This is a genomic window from Nonomuraea sp. NPDC059194, assembly GCF_042754765.1.
GTDB lineage: Bacteria > Actinomycetota > Actinomycetes > Streptosporangiales > Streptosporangiaceae > Nonomuraea.
The window spans coordinates 61,153-76,796 of the sequence record NZ_JBHZBH010000029.1; the positions used below are offsets into that span (position 1 = coordinate 61,153).

At 69.3% G+C, this 15,644-nt stretch carries 16 protein-coding genes; 4 read left to right on the forward strand and 12 right to left on the reverse strand.

All coding sequences use genetic code 11. The features are described from left to right. The first annotated feature begins 189 nt into the window (after positions 1 to 189). Together ACFXJ8_RS30255 and ACFXJ8_RS30260 are read left to right on the forward strand one after the other, a co-directional pair. Complete coding sequence (locus ACFXJ8_RS30255; protein ID WP_379647376.1) at positions 190 to 1,662, forward strand: aldehyde dehydrogenase family protein; 1,473 nt, start codon at positions 190 to 192, stop codon at positions 1,660 to 1,662. Positions 1,663 to 1,808: 146 nt separating this feature from the next. After that, complete coding sequence (locus tag ACFXJ8_RS30260; protein ID WP_379647377.1) at positions 1,809 to 2,354, forward strand: TetR/AcrR family transcriptional regulator; 546 nt, start codon at positions 1,809 to 1,811, stop codon at positions 2,352 to 2,354. A 132-nt stretch (positions 2,355 to 2,486) separates the two neighbouring features. On the opposite strand, the gene ACFXJ8_RS30265 is transcribed toward ACFXJ8_RS30260, so the two are convergent. The 5 genes from ACFXJ8_RS30265 to ACFXJ8_RS30285 form a co-directional block, all read right to left on the reverse strand. Then, positions 2,487 to 2,804, reverse strand: coding sequence for an STAS domain-containing protein (locus ACFXJ8_RS30265; protein ID WP_379647378.1), 318 nt, complete (start codon positions 2,802 to 2,804; stop codon positions 2,487 to 2,489). A 99-nt stretch (positions 2,805 to 2,903) separates the two neighbouring features. Then, positions 2,904 to 3,497, reverse strand: a complete 594-nt coding sequence (locus tag ACFXJ8_RS30270; RefSeq protein ID WP_379647433.1) for a response regulator — start codon at positions 3,495 to 3,497, stop codon at positions 2,904 to 2,906. Positions 3,498 to 3,511: 14 nt separating this feature from the next. Beyond that, the gene (locus ACFXJ8_RS30275) at positions 3,512 to 4,591 is read right to left on the reverse strand and encodes a sensor histidine kinase (RefSeq protein ID WP_379647379.1); all 1,080 of its coding nucleotides are present in this window, start codon (positions 4,589 to 4,591) and stop codon (positions 3,512 to 3,514) included. A 12-nt stretch (positions 4,592 to 4,603) separates the two neighbouring features. Beyond that, positions 4,604 to 5,323, reverse strand: coding sequence for an ABC transporter permease (locus tag ACFXJ8_RS30280; RefSeq protein WP_379647380.1), 720 nt, complete (start codon positions 5,321 to 5,323; stop codon positions 4,604 to 4,606). After that, positions 5,320 to 6,270 (reverse strand): ABC transporter ATP-binding protein, encoded by a 951-nt coding sequence (locus tag ACFXJ8_RS30285; protein ID WP_379647381.1) that lies wholly within the window; start codon positions 6,268 to 6,270, stop codon positions 5,320 to 5,322. Before ACFXJ8_RS30285 ends, ACFXJ8_RS30280 begins: the two co-directional genes overlap by 4 nt. Before the next feature lie 876 nt (positions 6,271 to 7,146). Here ACFXJ8_RS30285 and ACFXJ8_RS30290 point away from each other — a divergent pair. Both ACFXJ8_RS30290 and ACFXJ8_RS30295 read left to right on the forward strand, forming a co-directional pair. Further along, on the forward strand, positions 7,147 to 7,737 hold the full coding sequence (locus ACFXJ8_RS30290) for a cob(I)yrinic acid a,c-diamide adenosyltransferase (RefSeq protein WP_379647382.1): 591 nt from the start codon (positions 7,147 to 7,149) through the stop codon (positions 7,735 to 7,737). Positions 7,738 to 7,747: 10 nt separating this feature from the next. Further along, positions 7,748 to 9,181 carry a serine hydrolase domain-containing protein gene (locus ACFXJ8_RS30295; protein WP_379647383.1) on the forward strand — a complete coding sequence of 478 codons (1,434 nt, stop codon included), beginning with the start codon at positions 7,748 to 7,750 and terminating at the stop codon, positions 9,179 to 9,181. Positions 9,182 to 9,354: 173 nt separating this feature from the next. On the opposite strand, the gene ACFXJ8_RS30300 is transcribed toward ACFXJ8_RS30295, so the two are convergent. The 7 genes from ACFXJ8_RS30300 to ACFXJ8_RS30330 all read right to left on the reverse strand — a co-directional run bounded on the left by ACFXJ8_RS30300 (position 9,355) and on the right by ACFXJ8_RS30330 (position 15,639). Further along, on the reverse strand, positions 9,355 to 9,744 hold the full coding sequence (locus tag ACFXJ8_RS30300) for a DUF2550 domain-containing protein (RefSeq protein WP_379647384.1): 390 nt from the start codon (positions 9,742 to 9,744) through the stop codon (positions 9,355 to 9,357). Between the two features lie 25 nt (positions 9,745 to 9,769). Beyond that, positions 9,770 to 10,174 (reverse strand): F0F1 ATP synthase subunit epsilon, encoded by a 405-nt coding sequence (locus tag ACFXJ8_RS30305; protein ID WP_379647385.1) that lies wholly within the window; start codon positions 10,172 to 10,174, stop codon positions 9,770 to 9,772. Positions 10,175 to 10,240: 66 nt separating this feature from the next. Further along, complete coding sequence (gene atpD / locus ACFXJ8_RS30310; RefSeq protein WP_379647386.1) at positions 10,241 to 11,674, reverse strand: F0F1 ATP synthase subunit beta; 1,434 nt, start codon at positions 11,672 to 11,674, stop codon at positions 10,241 to 10,243. 1 nt (position 11,675) lies between these two features. After that, the gene (locus ACFXJ8_RS30315; protein ID WP_379647387.1) at positions 11,676 to 12,578 is read right to left on the reverse strand and encodes a F0F1 ATP synthase subunit gamma; all 903 of its coding nucleotides are present in this window, start codon (positions 12,576 to 12,578) and stop codon (positions 11,676 to 11,678) included. A 3-nt stretch (positions 12,579 to 12,581) separates the two neighbouring features. Continuing rightward, a complete protein-coding gene (atpA, locus tag ACFXJ8_RS30320) occupies positions 12,582 to 14,231 on the reverse strand; it encodes a F0F1 ATP synthase subunit alpha (protein ID WP_379647388.1) in 1,650 nt (549 codons plus the stop codon). Positions 14,232 to 14,278: 47 nt separating this feature from the next. Continuing rightward, positions 14,279 to 15,088, reverse strand: a complete 810-nt coding sequence (locus ACFXJ8_RS30325; RefSeq protein WP_379647389.1) for a F0F1 ATP synthase subunit delta — start codon at positions 15,086 to 15,088, stop codon at positions 14,279 to 14,281. Then, positions 15,088 to 15,639: a F0F1 ATP synthase subunit B gene (locus ACFXJ8_RS30330; protein ID WP_379647390.1), complete on the reverse strand. Its 552-nt coding sequence runs from the start codon at positions 15,637 to 15,639 to the stop codon at positions 15,088 to 15,090. Before ACFXJ8_RS30330 ends, ACFXJ8_RS30325 begins: the two co-directional genes overlap by 1 nt. Positions 15,640 to 15,644: the final 5 nt, after the last annotated feature.

A 15,644-nucleotide genomic window follows, 5' to 3' on the forward strand; every position in this document is an offset into this window, starting at 1 on the left:
CATGGCCACCGTGGTCACCGGTGGCCGCCCGTCCATTACGGCACTCCGGCCGGACTTCGGCCGGCCGCCGTTACATCGCCCCTAAACCCAACCCCTCACACGCCCCTCGGGAGAACCCTTCCGGTCGCGCCGCGGCCCTCGACCCGGCGGGCCGTTGTAAGTAAGGGTTTACCGGCTTATCGTGGCGCCATGACGACCCTGACCTTCGATTCGGTGAATCCCGCGACCGGACAGGTCGTCGGCAGCCACGCCAAGCAGGACGCCCAGGCCGTACACGAGGCGGTCACGCGGGCCGAGCAGGCCGCGCGCTGGTGGGCCGAGCTGGGCGCCGCCGAGCGCAGGCGCAGGCTCCTCGACTACAAGGCGGTCATCACCCAGCATCTGCGGCCGCTGGCCGCGCTGGTCCACCAGGAGACGGGCAAGCCGGAAGACGACGCCATCCTGGAGATCGTGCTGACGATCACCCACCTCGACTGGGCGGCGCGCAACGCCGGGAAGGTGCTGGGCAGGCGCAGGGTCGCCACCGGCCTGGTCGGCCTCAACCTGGCGGCCACGCTGGAGTACCTACCGCTCGGCGTCGTCGGCGTGATCGGCCCGTGGAACTACCCGGTCTTCACCCCGATGGGCTCGATCTCCTACGCCCTGGCCGCGGGCAACGCCGTGGTGTTCAAGCCGAGCGAGCTCACTCCGGGCGTCGGGGTGCGGCTGGCGGAGCTGTTCGGCCAGGCCGTACCCGAGCAGCCGGTGTTCCAGACCGTCACGGGGCTCGGGGAGACGGGCGCCGCGCTGGCGGGCGACCCGAGGGTCAAGAAGATCGCCTTCACCGGCTCGACGGCCACGGCCAAGCGCGTGATGGCCGCCTGCGCCGCGAACCTCACCCCGATCGTCGCCGAGTGCGGCGGCAAGGACGCCTTCATCGTCGACGCCGACGCCGACCTGCCCGCCGCCGCCGACGCCTGCCTGTGGGGCGCGCTGTCGAACGCTGGGCAGACGTGCGTGGGCGTGGAGCGGGTGTACGTCGTGGACCAGGTCTACGACCCGTTCATGCGCGAGCTGACGTCGAGGGCCGAGCGGGTCAGGGCGGGCGAGCACTACGGGCCGATCACCATGCCCGCGCAGCTCGACGTCATCAGGCGGCACATCGACGAGGCGGTCGCGTCGGGCAAGGCGGTCACGGGCGGGCCAGAGTCGGTGCGCCCGCCGTACGTGGATCCGGTCATCGTCGAGGACGTGCCGGAGGATTCGGCGGCGGTGCGGGAGGAGACGTTCGGCCCGACCATCACCGTGCGCAGGACGAGTGACGTCCACGAGGCGCTGGAGCTGGCCAACGCCTCCGCCTACGGCCTGGGCGGCACGATCTTCTCCCGCGACACCCGCCGGGCCGCGCGACTGGCCCGGCTGATGCGCAGCGGCGCGACCGCGATCAACTCGGTGATCTCCTTCGCGGGAGTGCCGTCGCTGCCCTTCGGCGGGGTCGGCGACTCGGGGTTCGGCAGGATCCACGGCGCCGACGGGCTCAGGGAGTTCGCCAGGCCGAAGGCCGTCTCCCGCCAGCGCTTCGCCATGCCTGGAATGCGGCTGACGTCCTTCAGCCGCGGTCCCGACGATCTTGAGCGACTGATCAGGATGATGACCATTTTCCACGGACGACGTAAGCGCTAATGTAAATGCTCTTTCCCCATTGGGATCATCCATCCATAATTGTGTGCTCTGGGGGCTCGCGATCATGTAGGAATGGGTGAAAAGTGAACCGGTCTTACCGGGGAATGTCAGCCGAGCAAAGAGTGGCTGACAGGCGGGAGCGGCTGATGACGGCCGCGTACACGCTCTATGCGAAACCGGGGTTCGCCGCGACCACGATCGAAAGATTGTGCACGGAGGCGCGCATCTCCAACCGCGCCTTCTACGAGTGTTTCGGCGGCAGGGAGGAGCTGCTCCAGGCCCTCTACGAGCGCTGCGTCGACGAGGCCCTGACCGTGATCTCGAAGGCGATGCAGGACGCTCCGGCACGACTGGACGCGCGCATCAGCGCCGGGATAGCCACATATATCGATTTCGCTACATCTGACTGGCGTCGCGCCCGAATCATGCACGTGGAGGTCCGGCGGTCGGGCGACGTTCTCGCCGCGTCGCGGCAACGGGCGGTGGAGTCCTTCGCCCGCATCGTCGAGGACGAGACGCAACCGTTTCCGCGCTCCGCTCCGTTCGACCGGCATCTACTCGCGCTCGGCCTGATTGGCGTGCTACAGGAGCTGCTCATCGAATGGGTGCTGGCCGAACAACCGCCTTCCACGGATGAACTCGTGCGCGCAGCTGTCCATATCTTCCACCGGTCGTTTTCCGGTCTTTCCTGACAGGCCGTTACGGTCAATACCAATTATGTGATCATTTGCCGGACATGAAGAGGGCAGAGCGCGGCTGATCACACTCTGCCCTCAAATATGTTGTGGCGTCCGGCGAACTCCCGACCCCCGCCGGATGTCACATCAGGCCACCGCGGCCGCGGGCACTTCCACGTGGAGCACTCGATTCAGCCGAGTGACCGCGAGCACCCGCATGATCCTTGGTGGCACACCCCGGAGAACGAGGCGGCGTTCCGCGCTCAGCGCGCGGCGATGCGTGCCGACGAGCACACCGAGGCCGGTGGCATCGATCATCTCCAGCCGGGAGAGATCAACGATCAGGTCGCCGTCACCAGAGTCGACCGCGTCGTGCAGACGCGGACGGACCCCTGCCACGGTCCCCACGTCGAGCCGCTGCCCGACGTACACCACCTGAGCTCCAGGCCTACCCTTGACCCGCATGCCACCTCCTCAGGTCACGCTGCCATCTAATCACGCAACGTAGTCATTCTTTCTCTCGGGGTGATAATCGACACACCAACCATCAGTACGGGTACCCGGTCAGAGCCAACCCATGTCCCGAGCCATCCGAATTGCGGTGATCCGGTTGCTCGCGCCGAGTTTGGTGATCGCGCTCGACAGGTAGTTACGCACGGTGCCCTCGGTCAGGTGCATGACCGCGGCGATCTCAGTGACCGACGACCCCGCCGCGGCCAGCTCCAGCGCCCCGCGCTCGCGATCGGTCAGCGGGCTCTCCCCCGCCATCATCGCCGAGGCCGCCATCTCCGGGTCGAGGTAGCGCCCGCCGTCGCGAACCTTCCTGATCGCCGCCGCGAGCTCGCTGGCGGAGGCGTCCTTGGGGATGAACCCGCGCACCCCCGCCGCCAGCGCCCTGCGCAGGTAACCGGGGCGGCCGAAGCTGGTGAGGATGACGATGGCCTGGCCGGGCAGCGCCTCGGCGACGCTCAGGCCGTCCATGCCGGGCATCTCGATGTCGAGCACGACCACGTCGGGCGCGTGCTCGCCGACCGCGGCCACCACCTGGTCGCCCCTGCCGACCTGGCTGACCACCTCGATGTCGGGCTCCAGGCCCAGCAGGGTCGCCAGCGCCTGCCGGATGAGGTGCTCGTCGTCGGCGAGCAACACCTTGATCATGTGGATATCCTCGATCATGTGGGAATCCTCGCCCTCACCACGAACTGTCCTTCGCTCTCCCCTGCCGTCAGCACGCCGCCCAACGCGGCCACCCGCTCGCTCATGCCCGCCAGGCCGGTGCCGGCCGTACCCTTGGCCGGCTTGGGATGGTTGTTGGCCACGGTCAGCTCCACCGCGCCGGAACCGGTGACCACCTTGATCCGGCAGGTGGTGGCGGCGCTGTGGCGCAGCACGTTCGTGCTGCTCTCGCGCACCAGCCAGGCCAGCAGCGTGCTCGTCTCCTCGCTCAGGGCGTCGTCCGGCAGCTCCAGCGCGCAGCTGATGCCCGCCGCCTCCATGACCGCCCGCACGCTGAGGAGCTCGGCGTTGAGGTCGACCGTACGGTAACCACGGACCACCGCGCGGATCTCCTTCAACGACTCCCTGGCCAGCCGCCTGACCTCCATCATCTCCTTGGCCGCCTCGCCCGTCGCCAGCCGGGCCGCCAGCTCGCTCTTGACCGCGATGGCCGAGAGGCTGTGGCCGACGACGTCGTGCATGTCTCGCGAGAAGCGCAGCCGCTCCTCGGTGACGGCGAGCTTGGCCTTGGCGTCCCTGCCGTCGTGGGCGGCCTTGACCATCGTCCAGAACCAGAACTGGAAGCGGCTCAGCCACGCCACCAGCCCGATCATCAACACGTAGAAGACGACACCCATGGGCATCAGCGCCACGCACACCGCGGCGGCGCCCAGGCCGATCAGGACCGCGGTGATCCTGGAGACGCGCAGCACCGCCAGCGCCGCCCACGCGACCACGGCCATGGCGCCGGCGACGAACTGCTCGCGCAGCAGGACGAAGGAGAGCGCCGCCAGGACGCCTGTGATGATCACTTCACGGCGGGCGTACTCGCCCTGCACCATGATCCTCGCGCCGCGCACGTAGAAGAAGGTGAAGGCGATCACCACGATCGCCGCCGCCACCAGCTGCCACACGGCGGGCTGGACGCGGTTGGTAACCGCCGCAGGCAGGGAGAGCCACGGCAGCACGACGCCTCCGGCGACGGTCCACAGCGTGGCCCGCCGGAGGCGCTCGTAGTCAGTGCTGATGTCGGTCATGTCGCAGTAAACCTAGCTGTGCCGGGGATCCCACCGGAACAGCCACTTCACCAGCAGCGCGGCGACGCCGAGCCAGACGAGCAGCACGCCGATCCACGGCAGCGCGTCGGCCCACGAGCCACCGCCCGTGTAGCCCATCCGCATCATCTCGGCGATCGGCGTCGTGGGCACCAGCCTCGCGACGAAGGGCAGCTCCGTCACCGGCACCATGAGCGGCGCGCCGATCACCGCGACCAGCAGCACCGGCAGCACCGCCACCTGGGCGAACTCCGCGTTCGGCGTGATCCCGGAGAAGGCCGCCGCCAGCAGCGCGAACACCCCCACACCCAGGACCGCGGCCACCAGCATCATGGGCACGTTCACCGGCAGGCCGCCACCCGCGCGGTTGATCCACACGGTCAGCAGCGCGACCTGCGCCGCGTACACCGCGAACCCCGACAGCGCCGCCCCGCCGAAGATCGCCGCCGCCGAGCCCTGCCCGCCGCGCAGCCGCTTCAGCACCAGCTCCTCGCGGCGGGCGGTGAAGGAGTTGACCAGGTTGACGAAGACCGCGAACACCACCATCAGCCCCGGCAGCCCCGTCAGCACGAACGTCTGGTCGCCCATCTGCGAGAACATCAACCCGAACAGGAACGGCAGCAGCACCACGTTGACCATCGCGGTCGTGTTGCGGCCCAGCAGCTTCAGATCCATCCTGGCCAGCCGTACGGCGTGCAGCGCGTCGGTCCTCATCGGTTGTCCTCCACCACTCGCAGGAAGACGTCCTCGAGGGTGCCCCTGCGCACCTCGAGCCGCTCAAGAGTCAGGCCGTGCCCGTCGGCCCAGGCCAGCAGGGTCCGCACCGCCGGATGCGCCTCACCCGTCAGCGTGTAGACGACCTGCCTGTTGGCGACCACGGGAGCCGCGCCGTGCAGGAACGGCGGCTCGGCGGGCTCCGACAGCCTGAAGGTGATCTGGTCGCCCGTGGTGCTCACGACCTCGTCGACCGTGCCGTAGGTGCGGATCACGCCCTCGTGCATGATGGCCAGCCGGTCGGCCAGGCGCTCGGCCTCCTCCAGGTAGTGCGTGGTCAGCAGCACCGTGGTCCCGCGCTCCCTGAGCCCTCTGATGACCTCCCAGGTGGCCTGCCTGGCCTCGGGGTCCATGCCGGTGGTCGGCTCGTCGAGGAAGAGCACCTCGGGGCGGGACAGCACCGCCAGGGCCAGGTCCAGCCTGCGCTTCTGCCCCCCGGACAGCTGCCGGACCCTGGTCTTGGCCTTGTTCGCCAGATCGACGACCTCCAGGATGTCTCCCTCGGCGGGCGGGCGGCCCGCGTCGGCGCTCATCCCCTTCCAGACCGCGACCGTCTCCGCGACGGTGAGATCACCGAGGAAACCGGCCTCCTGCAGCATGATCCCGACGCGCGGGCGCAGCGCCCTGCGCTGCCGGACGGGGTCCAGGCCCAGGACCCGCACCGTGCCCTCGCTCGCCCTGGTGTAGCCCTCCAGGACCTCCATCGTGGTGGTCTTGCCCGCGCCGTTGGTGCCGAGCAGCGCGAACAGCTCGCCCGGCCGTACCTCGAAGGAGATGCCGCGCACCGCCTCGAAGCTCCCGTACCGCTGCCGCAGCCCGACGACCTCGATGGCGGGCCCGCCCACAGCCGTGGGGGCGGCGGTGTCCCGCGTCTCTGTGATCCTCATGGCATCTAGCCTGGCTTTTGCGGGTCTGTCCCAGTAGTCGCCGATATCACCGGCCGCTGATGAAGATCGCGCCACTCGCCCATGACATCTGTCATCCCTCGCCACGCCCGCCCCCACCGAGCCACCCGCCCGCTCCGAGCCACCCGCCCGCCCTCCACGCGGCACGGCCACCTCCCTGGTCACCGGCCCGCCGCCCTTTCAGGCAACGAGAGGACGGCCGGGCGAGCGCGACGGCCCCCGCCACACGAGAGGGTCTCCCAGCGAGCACAGCGGGGCCGGTCCCGCGAGAGGGCGCCCCGCGAGCAAGGCGGGCGGCCTCCCACTGAGGTCGCCCGGCAACGCAGTGGGACCCTGGACCCACGGACAGGTCCCGACCCCAGGCGGGCGGTCTCCCCTGGGATCGCCGAGCGAGCACGGCGGGCCCGGTCCCACGACAGGGCGCCCCGCGAGCAAGGCGGGCGGCCTCCCACTGGGATCGCCCGGCAAGCACAGCGAGCCCAGCCCCGCGAGAGGGCGCCCCGCGAGCAAGGCGGGCGGCCTCCCACTGGGTCGCCCGGCCAACGCGGCGGACTCCGGTCCCACGGACTCCCGACCTCCAGGACAGGCGGGAGGCCGCCCTCCTCGGGGGCCGCTCGGTGAGCACGAAGGACCCCGGCCCCACGAAGGGCGCCCCCAAGGCGGGCGGCCTCCCCTGGGGGGCGCCCGGCTACGCGGCGGACCCTGGACCCACGGACAGGTCCCGACCCCAGGACGGGAGCCTGGGGAGCGACCGGTCGGTGGGGTGGAGGCCGGTCCCGTGGACGGGTCTCGACGCCCTGGACAGGCTGGAACCCCACCTTGGGCCGTCACGTGGGGGAGGTCTGCGATGCTGGAGGCATGACGCGCGCAGACAAGGACAAGCCGGTCGTCCTCTCCAAGATCTACACTCGGACCGGCGACGACGGCACGACCGCGCTCAGCGACCTGAGCCGCACGTCGAAGACGGACCCGAGGCTCGCCGCGTACGCCGACGCCGAGGAGGCCAACGCCGCTATCGGTCTGGCCCTCGCCTACGGCACGCTCTCCCCCGAGATCACCGACGTGCTCGGCAGGGTCCAGAACGAGCTGTTCGACCTGGGCGCCGACCTGGCCACCCCGCTCGTCGACAGCCCCGAGTTCCCCCCGCTGCGCGTCGAGCCCTCCTACATCGCCTGGCTCGAATCGCAGTGCGACCACTTCAACGCCGAGCTGCAGCCGCTGCGCAGCTTCATCCTGCCCGGCGGCGACCTCGCCACGGCGCAGCTCCACGTCGCCCGCGTGACGGTCCGCCGCGCCGAGCGCTCGGCCTGGGCCGCGCTGGAGGCCCACGAGGACGTCAGCCCGCTGCCCGCCAAGTACCTCAACCGGCTGTCCGACCTGCTGTTCATCCTGTGCAGGACCGCGCACAACGGCGGCGAGATCCTGTGGAAGCCCGGAGGCACCCGATAATCGTCGCCATATGAAGAATGGATTCGCCCTCGTTTTCGCCGTTCTGGCGGTCGGTCTGGCCGTCGTCTCCCCCTGGCCCACGGGTCTCGGCGAGACGACCACCGGCGATCCCCGCCTCGCGGCGGCGCTCAGGGACACCGCCCCCTCCACCGGCCTGCGCGACGCCTCCGTCGCGATGATCGAGAACGGCAGGGCCAGGTTCGCCGGCGTGGGCGACCGGCCGATCACGCCCGAGACCCCGTTCGAGATCGGCTCGATCACCAAGACGCTGACCGCCATGATGATCGCCGATCTCGCCGAGGACGGCGTGCTCAGGCTGAGCGACCCCGTGGAAGGATTACTCCCCGAGCTGAAGGGCACCCCCGCGGGGAAGGCGACGCTGGAGGAGCTGCTCTCTCACCGCGCCGGGCTGCCGAACACCCCGGCGGGCGGCCTGCAGGGCATGGCCCGTGTGATCCTGTCGAACTTCTCCGGCGCCAACCCCTACCCGCTGTCCACCGAGGACGTCCTGCGCGAGGCGGCAGGCGCCGAGATCGAGGGACGCGGCACCGTCGCCTACTCCAACCTGGGCGTGGCGCTGGCCGGCCACGCCGCCGCCCGCAGAACCGGCACCCCCTACCCCGACCTGCTCAAGAAACGGGTCCTCATCCCGCTCGGCATGACCTCCACCGTGGTCAGGGGCCTGGACGAGGCGCCTCCGCAGGGCGCGGCGCTCCCCCACCGCGCCAACGGTCACCGGGTCAGCCCGTGGTCGGGCGCGGGCTACTCCCCCGCGGGCGGCGGCGTGTGGTCCACGACAGGCGACCTGACCAAGCTGCTCACCGGTGTGATCGCGGGCACCGCCCCCGGCGCGGACAGCGCGCGACCGCGGTTCGACGTGGGGGAAGGCGAGCGGATCGGCCTGGCCTGGTTCACCACGCCGAAGGGTGGCCGCCAGATCACCTGGCACAACGGCGGCACCGGCGGCTCGCGCTCCTACGCGGGCTTCGACGCGACGACTGGCAAGGCGGTCGTCGTCCTGTCGAACACCGCCCAGGACGTCGACGAGCTCGCCCTCCGCCTGCTCGGAATCGACGAGGAGGAGGGGTCCCTATCGATGCCGTTCCTGGTCCTCGGGATCGTGTGGCCGCTCATCGTGGCCTTCACCTCGATCTCCACGATCAGGCGCATCGGGGGCATCAACCGGCTGCAGGCGGTCAACGACGCCGTGTGGAGCGCGGTGCTGCTCTACCTGGCCTGGGTCACCGGGCCGTGGGAGCGGCTGACTGTGCTGCCGTGGCTGGCCGCGGCGAGCCTGTTCGCCGCGTCGGCGGTGATCGTGATCAGCAGGTGGCGGGACCTGCCCGCCACAAGAGAACGCAACCCGGCAGCCCAACGCTGGTCGGCGGGCCTCTCGCTGGCCTTCGCAACACTGGTGGTAGCCGCGATCACAGTCCCGACGTAGCGGTAATCGGTCAACGCCCGGCCCCGGTGCGACGGCAAGGCAAAGCGACTGCTGCCGTTACGGGCGACGTAGCGGCGGCCAGCCAGAGTCCTGCTGGGGTGGCGTGATGGACGGGCGGTCGCCGGTGACCACGGTAGCCTTGATCCGGCTTGCCGTACAGGATGAAGAAGAAGTCAGGCGACGTCGAGGTAGGCGCTGGGCGGGGCGGACTCGAGCCAGGCCAGGAAGCCGGTCAGCGCGTCCTCCGACATCGCCAGCGACACCTCGCCGCAGTCGACCGCCCACAGGCCGCCGCTGATCGGCTGCCGGGCGGAAACAGTCAGGCCGCGCCTCGCGATAGCGTGGCGCGGCCTGAACAGCACACCGATGAGCGGGATCCAGTGGAGCTCCCCGTCGGCATAGCGGGCTACACCGCTGCGCCAGCCACCGGGGCCCATGGACGGCCCTACTTTGAGTCGACATGGCACGCTCCCACGGGAGCGTGCCAGCGCGAAACCGCGGATCACCATGAGAGCTGCGAGCAGTAGGGCGACGAGCAGCGCGTCCGTGAGAATCGTCAGCATCGCCGCCCCCGCGTGTCGTGAAAGATCAGACGTTCTCGCCGGCCGCGCGCAGCCTGGCCCGTGCTCGCTTGGCCGCGACCGCCGCGTCGGCGTCCTCCTGGTCGGCCTCGATCGAGGCCTGAGCCCGCTCGAGAGCGTCGCGGGCAGCCGCGACGTCCACCTCGGAGCCCAGCTCGGCCGCTTCGGCCAGCACGGACACCTCGTTGTCGGCCACGGAGATGAACCCGCCGTGCACCGCGGCGATGAGGTCCTCCTCGCCGCCGCCGCGCTTCACACGCAGGACCCCGCCCTCGACGAGCACGCCGAGCACCGGTGCGTGTTGAGGCATAATACCGATCTCGCCGTCCACGGTCTTGGCAATCACCATGTCGGCCTCGCCCGACCAGATCTCACGCTCCGGTGAGACGACCCCTACGCGTAGCTTCGCCACTTGTGTAGGTTCCTTTCCGATCAGATGCCAGGTGCGGCTTTTCACCACACCTGGCACCGAAGGCGATTACTTGGAGAGTTCCTTGGCCTTGGCGATGGCCTGCTCGATGCCACCGACCATGAAGAAGGCCTGCTCGGGCAGGTGGTCGTACTCGCCCTCGCACAGACCCTTGAACGAGGCGATCGTCTCGTCCAGCGGCACGAACTCACCCGGCTGACCGGTGAACGCCTCGGCGGCGTACATCGGGTGCGACAGGAAACGCTCGATACGGCGGGCCCTGTTGACGGTGACCTTGTCCTCTTCGGACAGCTCGTCGATACCGAGGATCGCGATGATGTCCTGGAGCTCGCGGTACTTCTGCAGGATTCGCTTGGTCTCCTGGGCCACCGCGTAGTGCTCCTCGCCCACGACCTGCGGGTCGAGGATCCGGGAGCTGGAGTCGAGCGGGTCCACCGCGGGGTAGATGCCCTTCTCCGAGATCGGCCGCGACAGCACGGTCTGCGCGTCGAGGTGCGCGAACGCGTTGTGCGGGGCCGGGTCGGTGATGTCGTCCGCGGGCACGTAGATCGCCTGCATGGAGGTGATCGAGTGACCACGCGTCGAGGTGATGCGCTCCTGGAGCACACCCATCTCGTCGGCCAGCGTGGGCTGGTAACCCACGGCGGACGGCATACGGCCGAGCAGGGTGGAGACCTCGGAACCGGCCTGGGTGAAGCGGAAGATGTTGTCGATGAACAGCAGCACGTCCTGCTTCTGCACGTCGCGGAAGTACTCCGCCATGGTCAGCGCGGACAGCGCGACACGCAGACGCGTGCCCGGCGGCTCGTCCATCTGGCCGAAGACGAGGGCGGTGTCCTTGAGAACGCCGGCCTCCTCCATCTCCAGCCAGAGGTCGTTGCCCTCACGGGTACGCTCACCGACGCCGGCGAAGCACGAGGTTCCGGAGAACTTCAGCGCGACTCGGCGGATCATCTCCTGGATCAGAACGGTCTTGCCGACACCGGCGCCACCGAACAGACCGATCTTTCCACCCTTCACGTACGGCGTCAGCAGGTCGATGACCTTGATGCCGGTGGGCAGCATCTCGGTACGCGACTCGAGCTGGTCGAACGCGGGCGACGGGCGGTGGATGCCCCACTTCTCGGTGACCTTGAGGGTCGCGGTCGGCACGTCGAGCGACTCGCCGAGCGCGTTCCACACGTGGCCCTTGACGACGTCGCCGACCGGCACCGAGATCGGCGCGCCGGAGTCGGTGACCGCCGCGCCGCGGACCAGGCCGTCGGTGGGCTGCATCGAGATGGCGCGGACGATGTTGTCACCCAGGTGCTGGGCGACCTCCAGGGTCAGCGTCTTGGTCTCCTCGCCGAGGGTCACCTCGACGTTGAGGGCGTTGTAGATGTCGGGCATCGCCTCGACGGGGAACTCCACGTCGACGACGGGACCCGTGACGCGAGCCACGCGGCCCGTGCCGGTCGTGGTCTCAACAGTCTCTGCAGTCATTTCACTCTTTCCCCGCTGCGGCGTCAGCCAGCGCGTTGGCGCCACCGACGATCTCGCTGATTTCCTGGGTGATCTCGGCCTGGCGAGCCTGGTTCATCTGCATGGTGAACACGCGGATGAGCTCGTTGGCGTTGTCCGTGGCCGACTTCATGGCGCGCCGACGTGAGGCTTCCTCGGCCGCCGCCGACTGGAGCAGCGCGGTGAAGATGCGCGACTCGACGTAGCGCGGCAGCAACGACTCCAGAACATCACCGGCCGTCGGCTCGAACTCGAAGTACGGCGGGATCGTGTCGGACGCGGTCGCCTCGGTCTCCTCGACCTCAAGCGGCAGAACCCGCTTGACCACGACCTCCTGCGTCAGCATCGAGACGAACTGGGTGGAGACGATGTGGATCTCGTCGATCCCGTGCTCCTCCTTGAACGACTCGATGAGCGTGTTCGCGATCTCCTTGGCGTGGGTGTAGGAGGGCTTCCTGGAGAAGCCGGTCCACTGACCGCCCATCTCCCTGTTTCGGAAGCTGTGCCACACCACACCCTTGCGGCCCGTGACGAACGGCACCACGGTGAGGCCGCGACCCTCCAGGAGACCCCGGAGCGCCTCCGCCTCACGCAGGATGTTCGCGTTGAAGCCGCCGCAGAAGCCGCTGTCGCTGGTGACGATGAGGACGCCCGCCCTGGCGGGGTTCTCCTTCGCCACGGTCAGCGGGTGGTCGACGCTGGCCGCGTTGCTGACGACGCCCGTCACGGCGCGAGTGATCTCACGCTCGTACGGCAGCGCCGCCTGCATCCGCTGCTGCGCCTTCACGATCCGCGAAGAGGCGATGAGCTCCTGGGCACGCGTGATCTTGGCGGTCGACTTGACCGACTTGATCCGCCGCCGCAGCAGCCTTAGCTGGGCACCCATCGGCTACTTCTTCTCCGCCGGGCGGACGACCTTGCGGATCTTCTCCTGACCCACCTCGTCGGCGCCGAGCGGCGCGACGGGCTCGTCGACGATGAGCAGTTCACCCGAGGAGGTGGTGAAGCCCTTCTTGAACTCGGTGATGGCGTCCTTGAGGGCGGTCACCGTGTCGTCGGACAGGTCCCTGGTCTCGGCGATGCTGTCGAAGATGCCCTTGTGGCCGCTCTGGATGTAGTCGAGGAACTCGCTCTCGAAGCGGCGGATGTCCTCGACCGGCACCTCGTCGAGCTCACCGGTGGTGCCCGACCACACCGAGACGACCTCGCGCTCCAGGGAGAACGGGCTGTACTGCGGCTGCTTGAGCAGCTCGACCAGACGCAGACCGCGCTCCAGCTGGGCCTTGGAGGCGGCGTCCAGGTCGGAGGCGAAGGAGGCGAAGGCCTCCAGGTCACGGTACTGCGACAGGGCAAGACGGAGCGTGCCCGCGACCTTGCGCATCGCCTTCGCCTGCGCCGAGCCACCGACTCGGGAGACGGAGATACCGACGTTGATGGCGGGGCGGACACCGGCGTTGAACAGGTCGGTCTCGAGGAAGACCTGGCCGTCGGTGATGGAGATGACGTTGGTCGGAATGAACGCCGAGACGTCGTTGCCCTTGGTCTCGATGATCGGCAGACCGGTCATCGAGCCCGCGCCCATGTCGTCGGAGAGCTTGGCGCAGCGCTCCAGCAGACGGGAGTGGAGGTAGAAGACGTCGCCGGGGAAGGCCTCACGGCCCGGCGGGCGACGCAGCAGCAGCGAGACGGCGCGGTAGGCGTCGGCCTGCTTGGTCAGGTCGTCGAAGACGATCAGGACGTGCTTGCCCTGGTACATCCAGTGCTGGCCGATGGCCGAACCGGTGTAGGGGGCGATGTACTTGTAGCCGGCCGGGTCGGAGGCCGGAGCGGCGACGATGGTGGTGTACTCCATCGCGCCCGCCTCCTCCAGGCGGCCCTTGACCTGCGCGATCGTCGAGCCCTTCTGGCCGACGGCGACGTAGACGCAGCGAACCTGCTTGCTCGGGTCGCCCGACAGCCAGTTGTCGCGCTGGTTGAGGATGGTGTCGACGGCGATCGCGGTCTTGCCGGTACCACGGTCACCGATGATCAGCTGGCGCTGACCACGGCCGATCGCGGTCATGGCGTCGATCGCCTTGATGCCGGTGGCGAGGGACTCCTTCACCGGCTGGCGCTGGACGACACTCGGCGCCTGGAGCTCGAGAGCGCGCAGGCCCTCGGACTCGATCGCGCCCTTGCCGTCGAGCGGGTTGCCCAGGGGGTCGACCACGCGGCCGAGGAAGTTGTCGCCGACCGGCACCGACAGGACCTCGCCGGTCCTGCGGACCGTCTGGCCCTCCTCGATCTTGCTGAAGTCGCCCAGGATAACGACACCGATCTCGCGGGTGTCGAGGTTCAGTGCCAGGCCGCGCGTGCCGTCCTCGAACTCGAGCAGCTCGTTCGCCATCGCCGAGGGAAGGCCGGAGACATGGGCGATGCCGTCGCCACAGTCGACGACGGTCCCGATCTCCTCGCGCGCGGCGCCTTCCGGTTCGTACGCCTGGACGAATCGCTCAAGCGCAGACCGGATTTCATCCGGTCGGATCGTAAGCTCCGCCATCTCTACTCTGTCTCCCACATGTCTAATTCGCCCGAGCCCGGCGCTGCCTAGCCGGCCAACCGGCGGCGGACTTCTTCGATTCGTCCCGCGATGGTGGTGTCGATGATCTCGTCGCCGATGCGAACCGAGAAACCACCGAGCACTCGCGGGTCCACCTCGACGTTCACGTGAACGTCACGGCCATAGGAGGTGCGCAGCCACGCACCCAGACGCTGCTTCTGCTCGTCGGTCAGCGGCACGGCGCTGCGGACCACCGCCACCAGACGCTGACGCTGCGCCGCGACCAGGCCGGAGTATTCCTCCAGGCCCGTCTCCAGGCTACGTCCTCGCGGGTGGACTGCCAGCTGCGTGATGAGACGCAGGCTGGAAGGGGCGACCTTGCCGTCGAGCAGCTCGGCGAGCAGCCGGCGCTTGCCTTCGGCCGGGGTGGCCGGGTCGGTGAGCGCGCGACGCAGTTCGGCGTTGGCGGCGACGATACGGCTGAAGCGGAAGAGCTCGTCCTCCACATCGTCGAGCCGTCCCTCGGACTCGGCCTGCGCGGCCGAGGCGACCACACTGAGCCGCTCGAGCGCGTCGGCCAGGTCACCGGCGCGCGACCACTTGGCCTCGGCGGCCGCCGCGGCCGTCTCCAGCGCGGCGTCGCTGACCTTGCCTTCGAGCAGCATGCGGATGACCTGCGACTTCTGGGCCGCGGGCCGCGCCGGGTCCGACAGGCTCCGGCGCAACCCGTGCTCGCGGTCGAGCAGGTCCGCGATGGCGCTCAGGTCGTCGGCCAGGCGCCCGAAGTCCGCCGAAGCCGCCACCGCGTTGAAGCGCTCCTCAACAGCGGCCAGCGAACTCCTGCTCAGACCACGCATCAGCGCACCGCCTGCGCAGAGGAGCTCTCCAGCTCGTCGAGGAACCTGTCGACGGTGCGACGCTGACGCGCCTCATCCTCGAGGGACTCGCCGACGATGCGGCTGGCGAGGTCGGTCGACAGCCGACCGATCTCGTTGCGCAGCTGGGCGAACGCCTGCTGGCGGTCGGCCTCGATCTGCGCGTGCGCCGCCTCGACGATGCGGCGCGCTTCGGCCTGGGCCTCCTCGCGGAGCTCGACCTTGATCTGGGCGCCCTGCTCGCGAGCCTCCTCGCGCAGCCTGGCGGCCTCGTGCCTGGCCTCGGCCAGCTGGTCGCGGTACTGCCGCAGCAGTGCCTGCGCCTCGGCCTGGGCGTCCTCCGCCCTCTTGATGCCGCCCTCGATCGCGTCGGTCCGCTCGGCCAGAGTCTTCTGGATGCGCGGAGTGAGGATCTTGCCGACGACGATGAGAACGACGAAGAACGCGAAGATGCCCACGACCAGCTCGTACACGTGCGGAAGGAGCGGGTTGGCGCCGCCCTCCGCCGCGAGGAGCGAAGCTGCCGTATTCATGGATG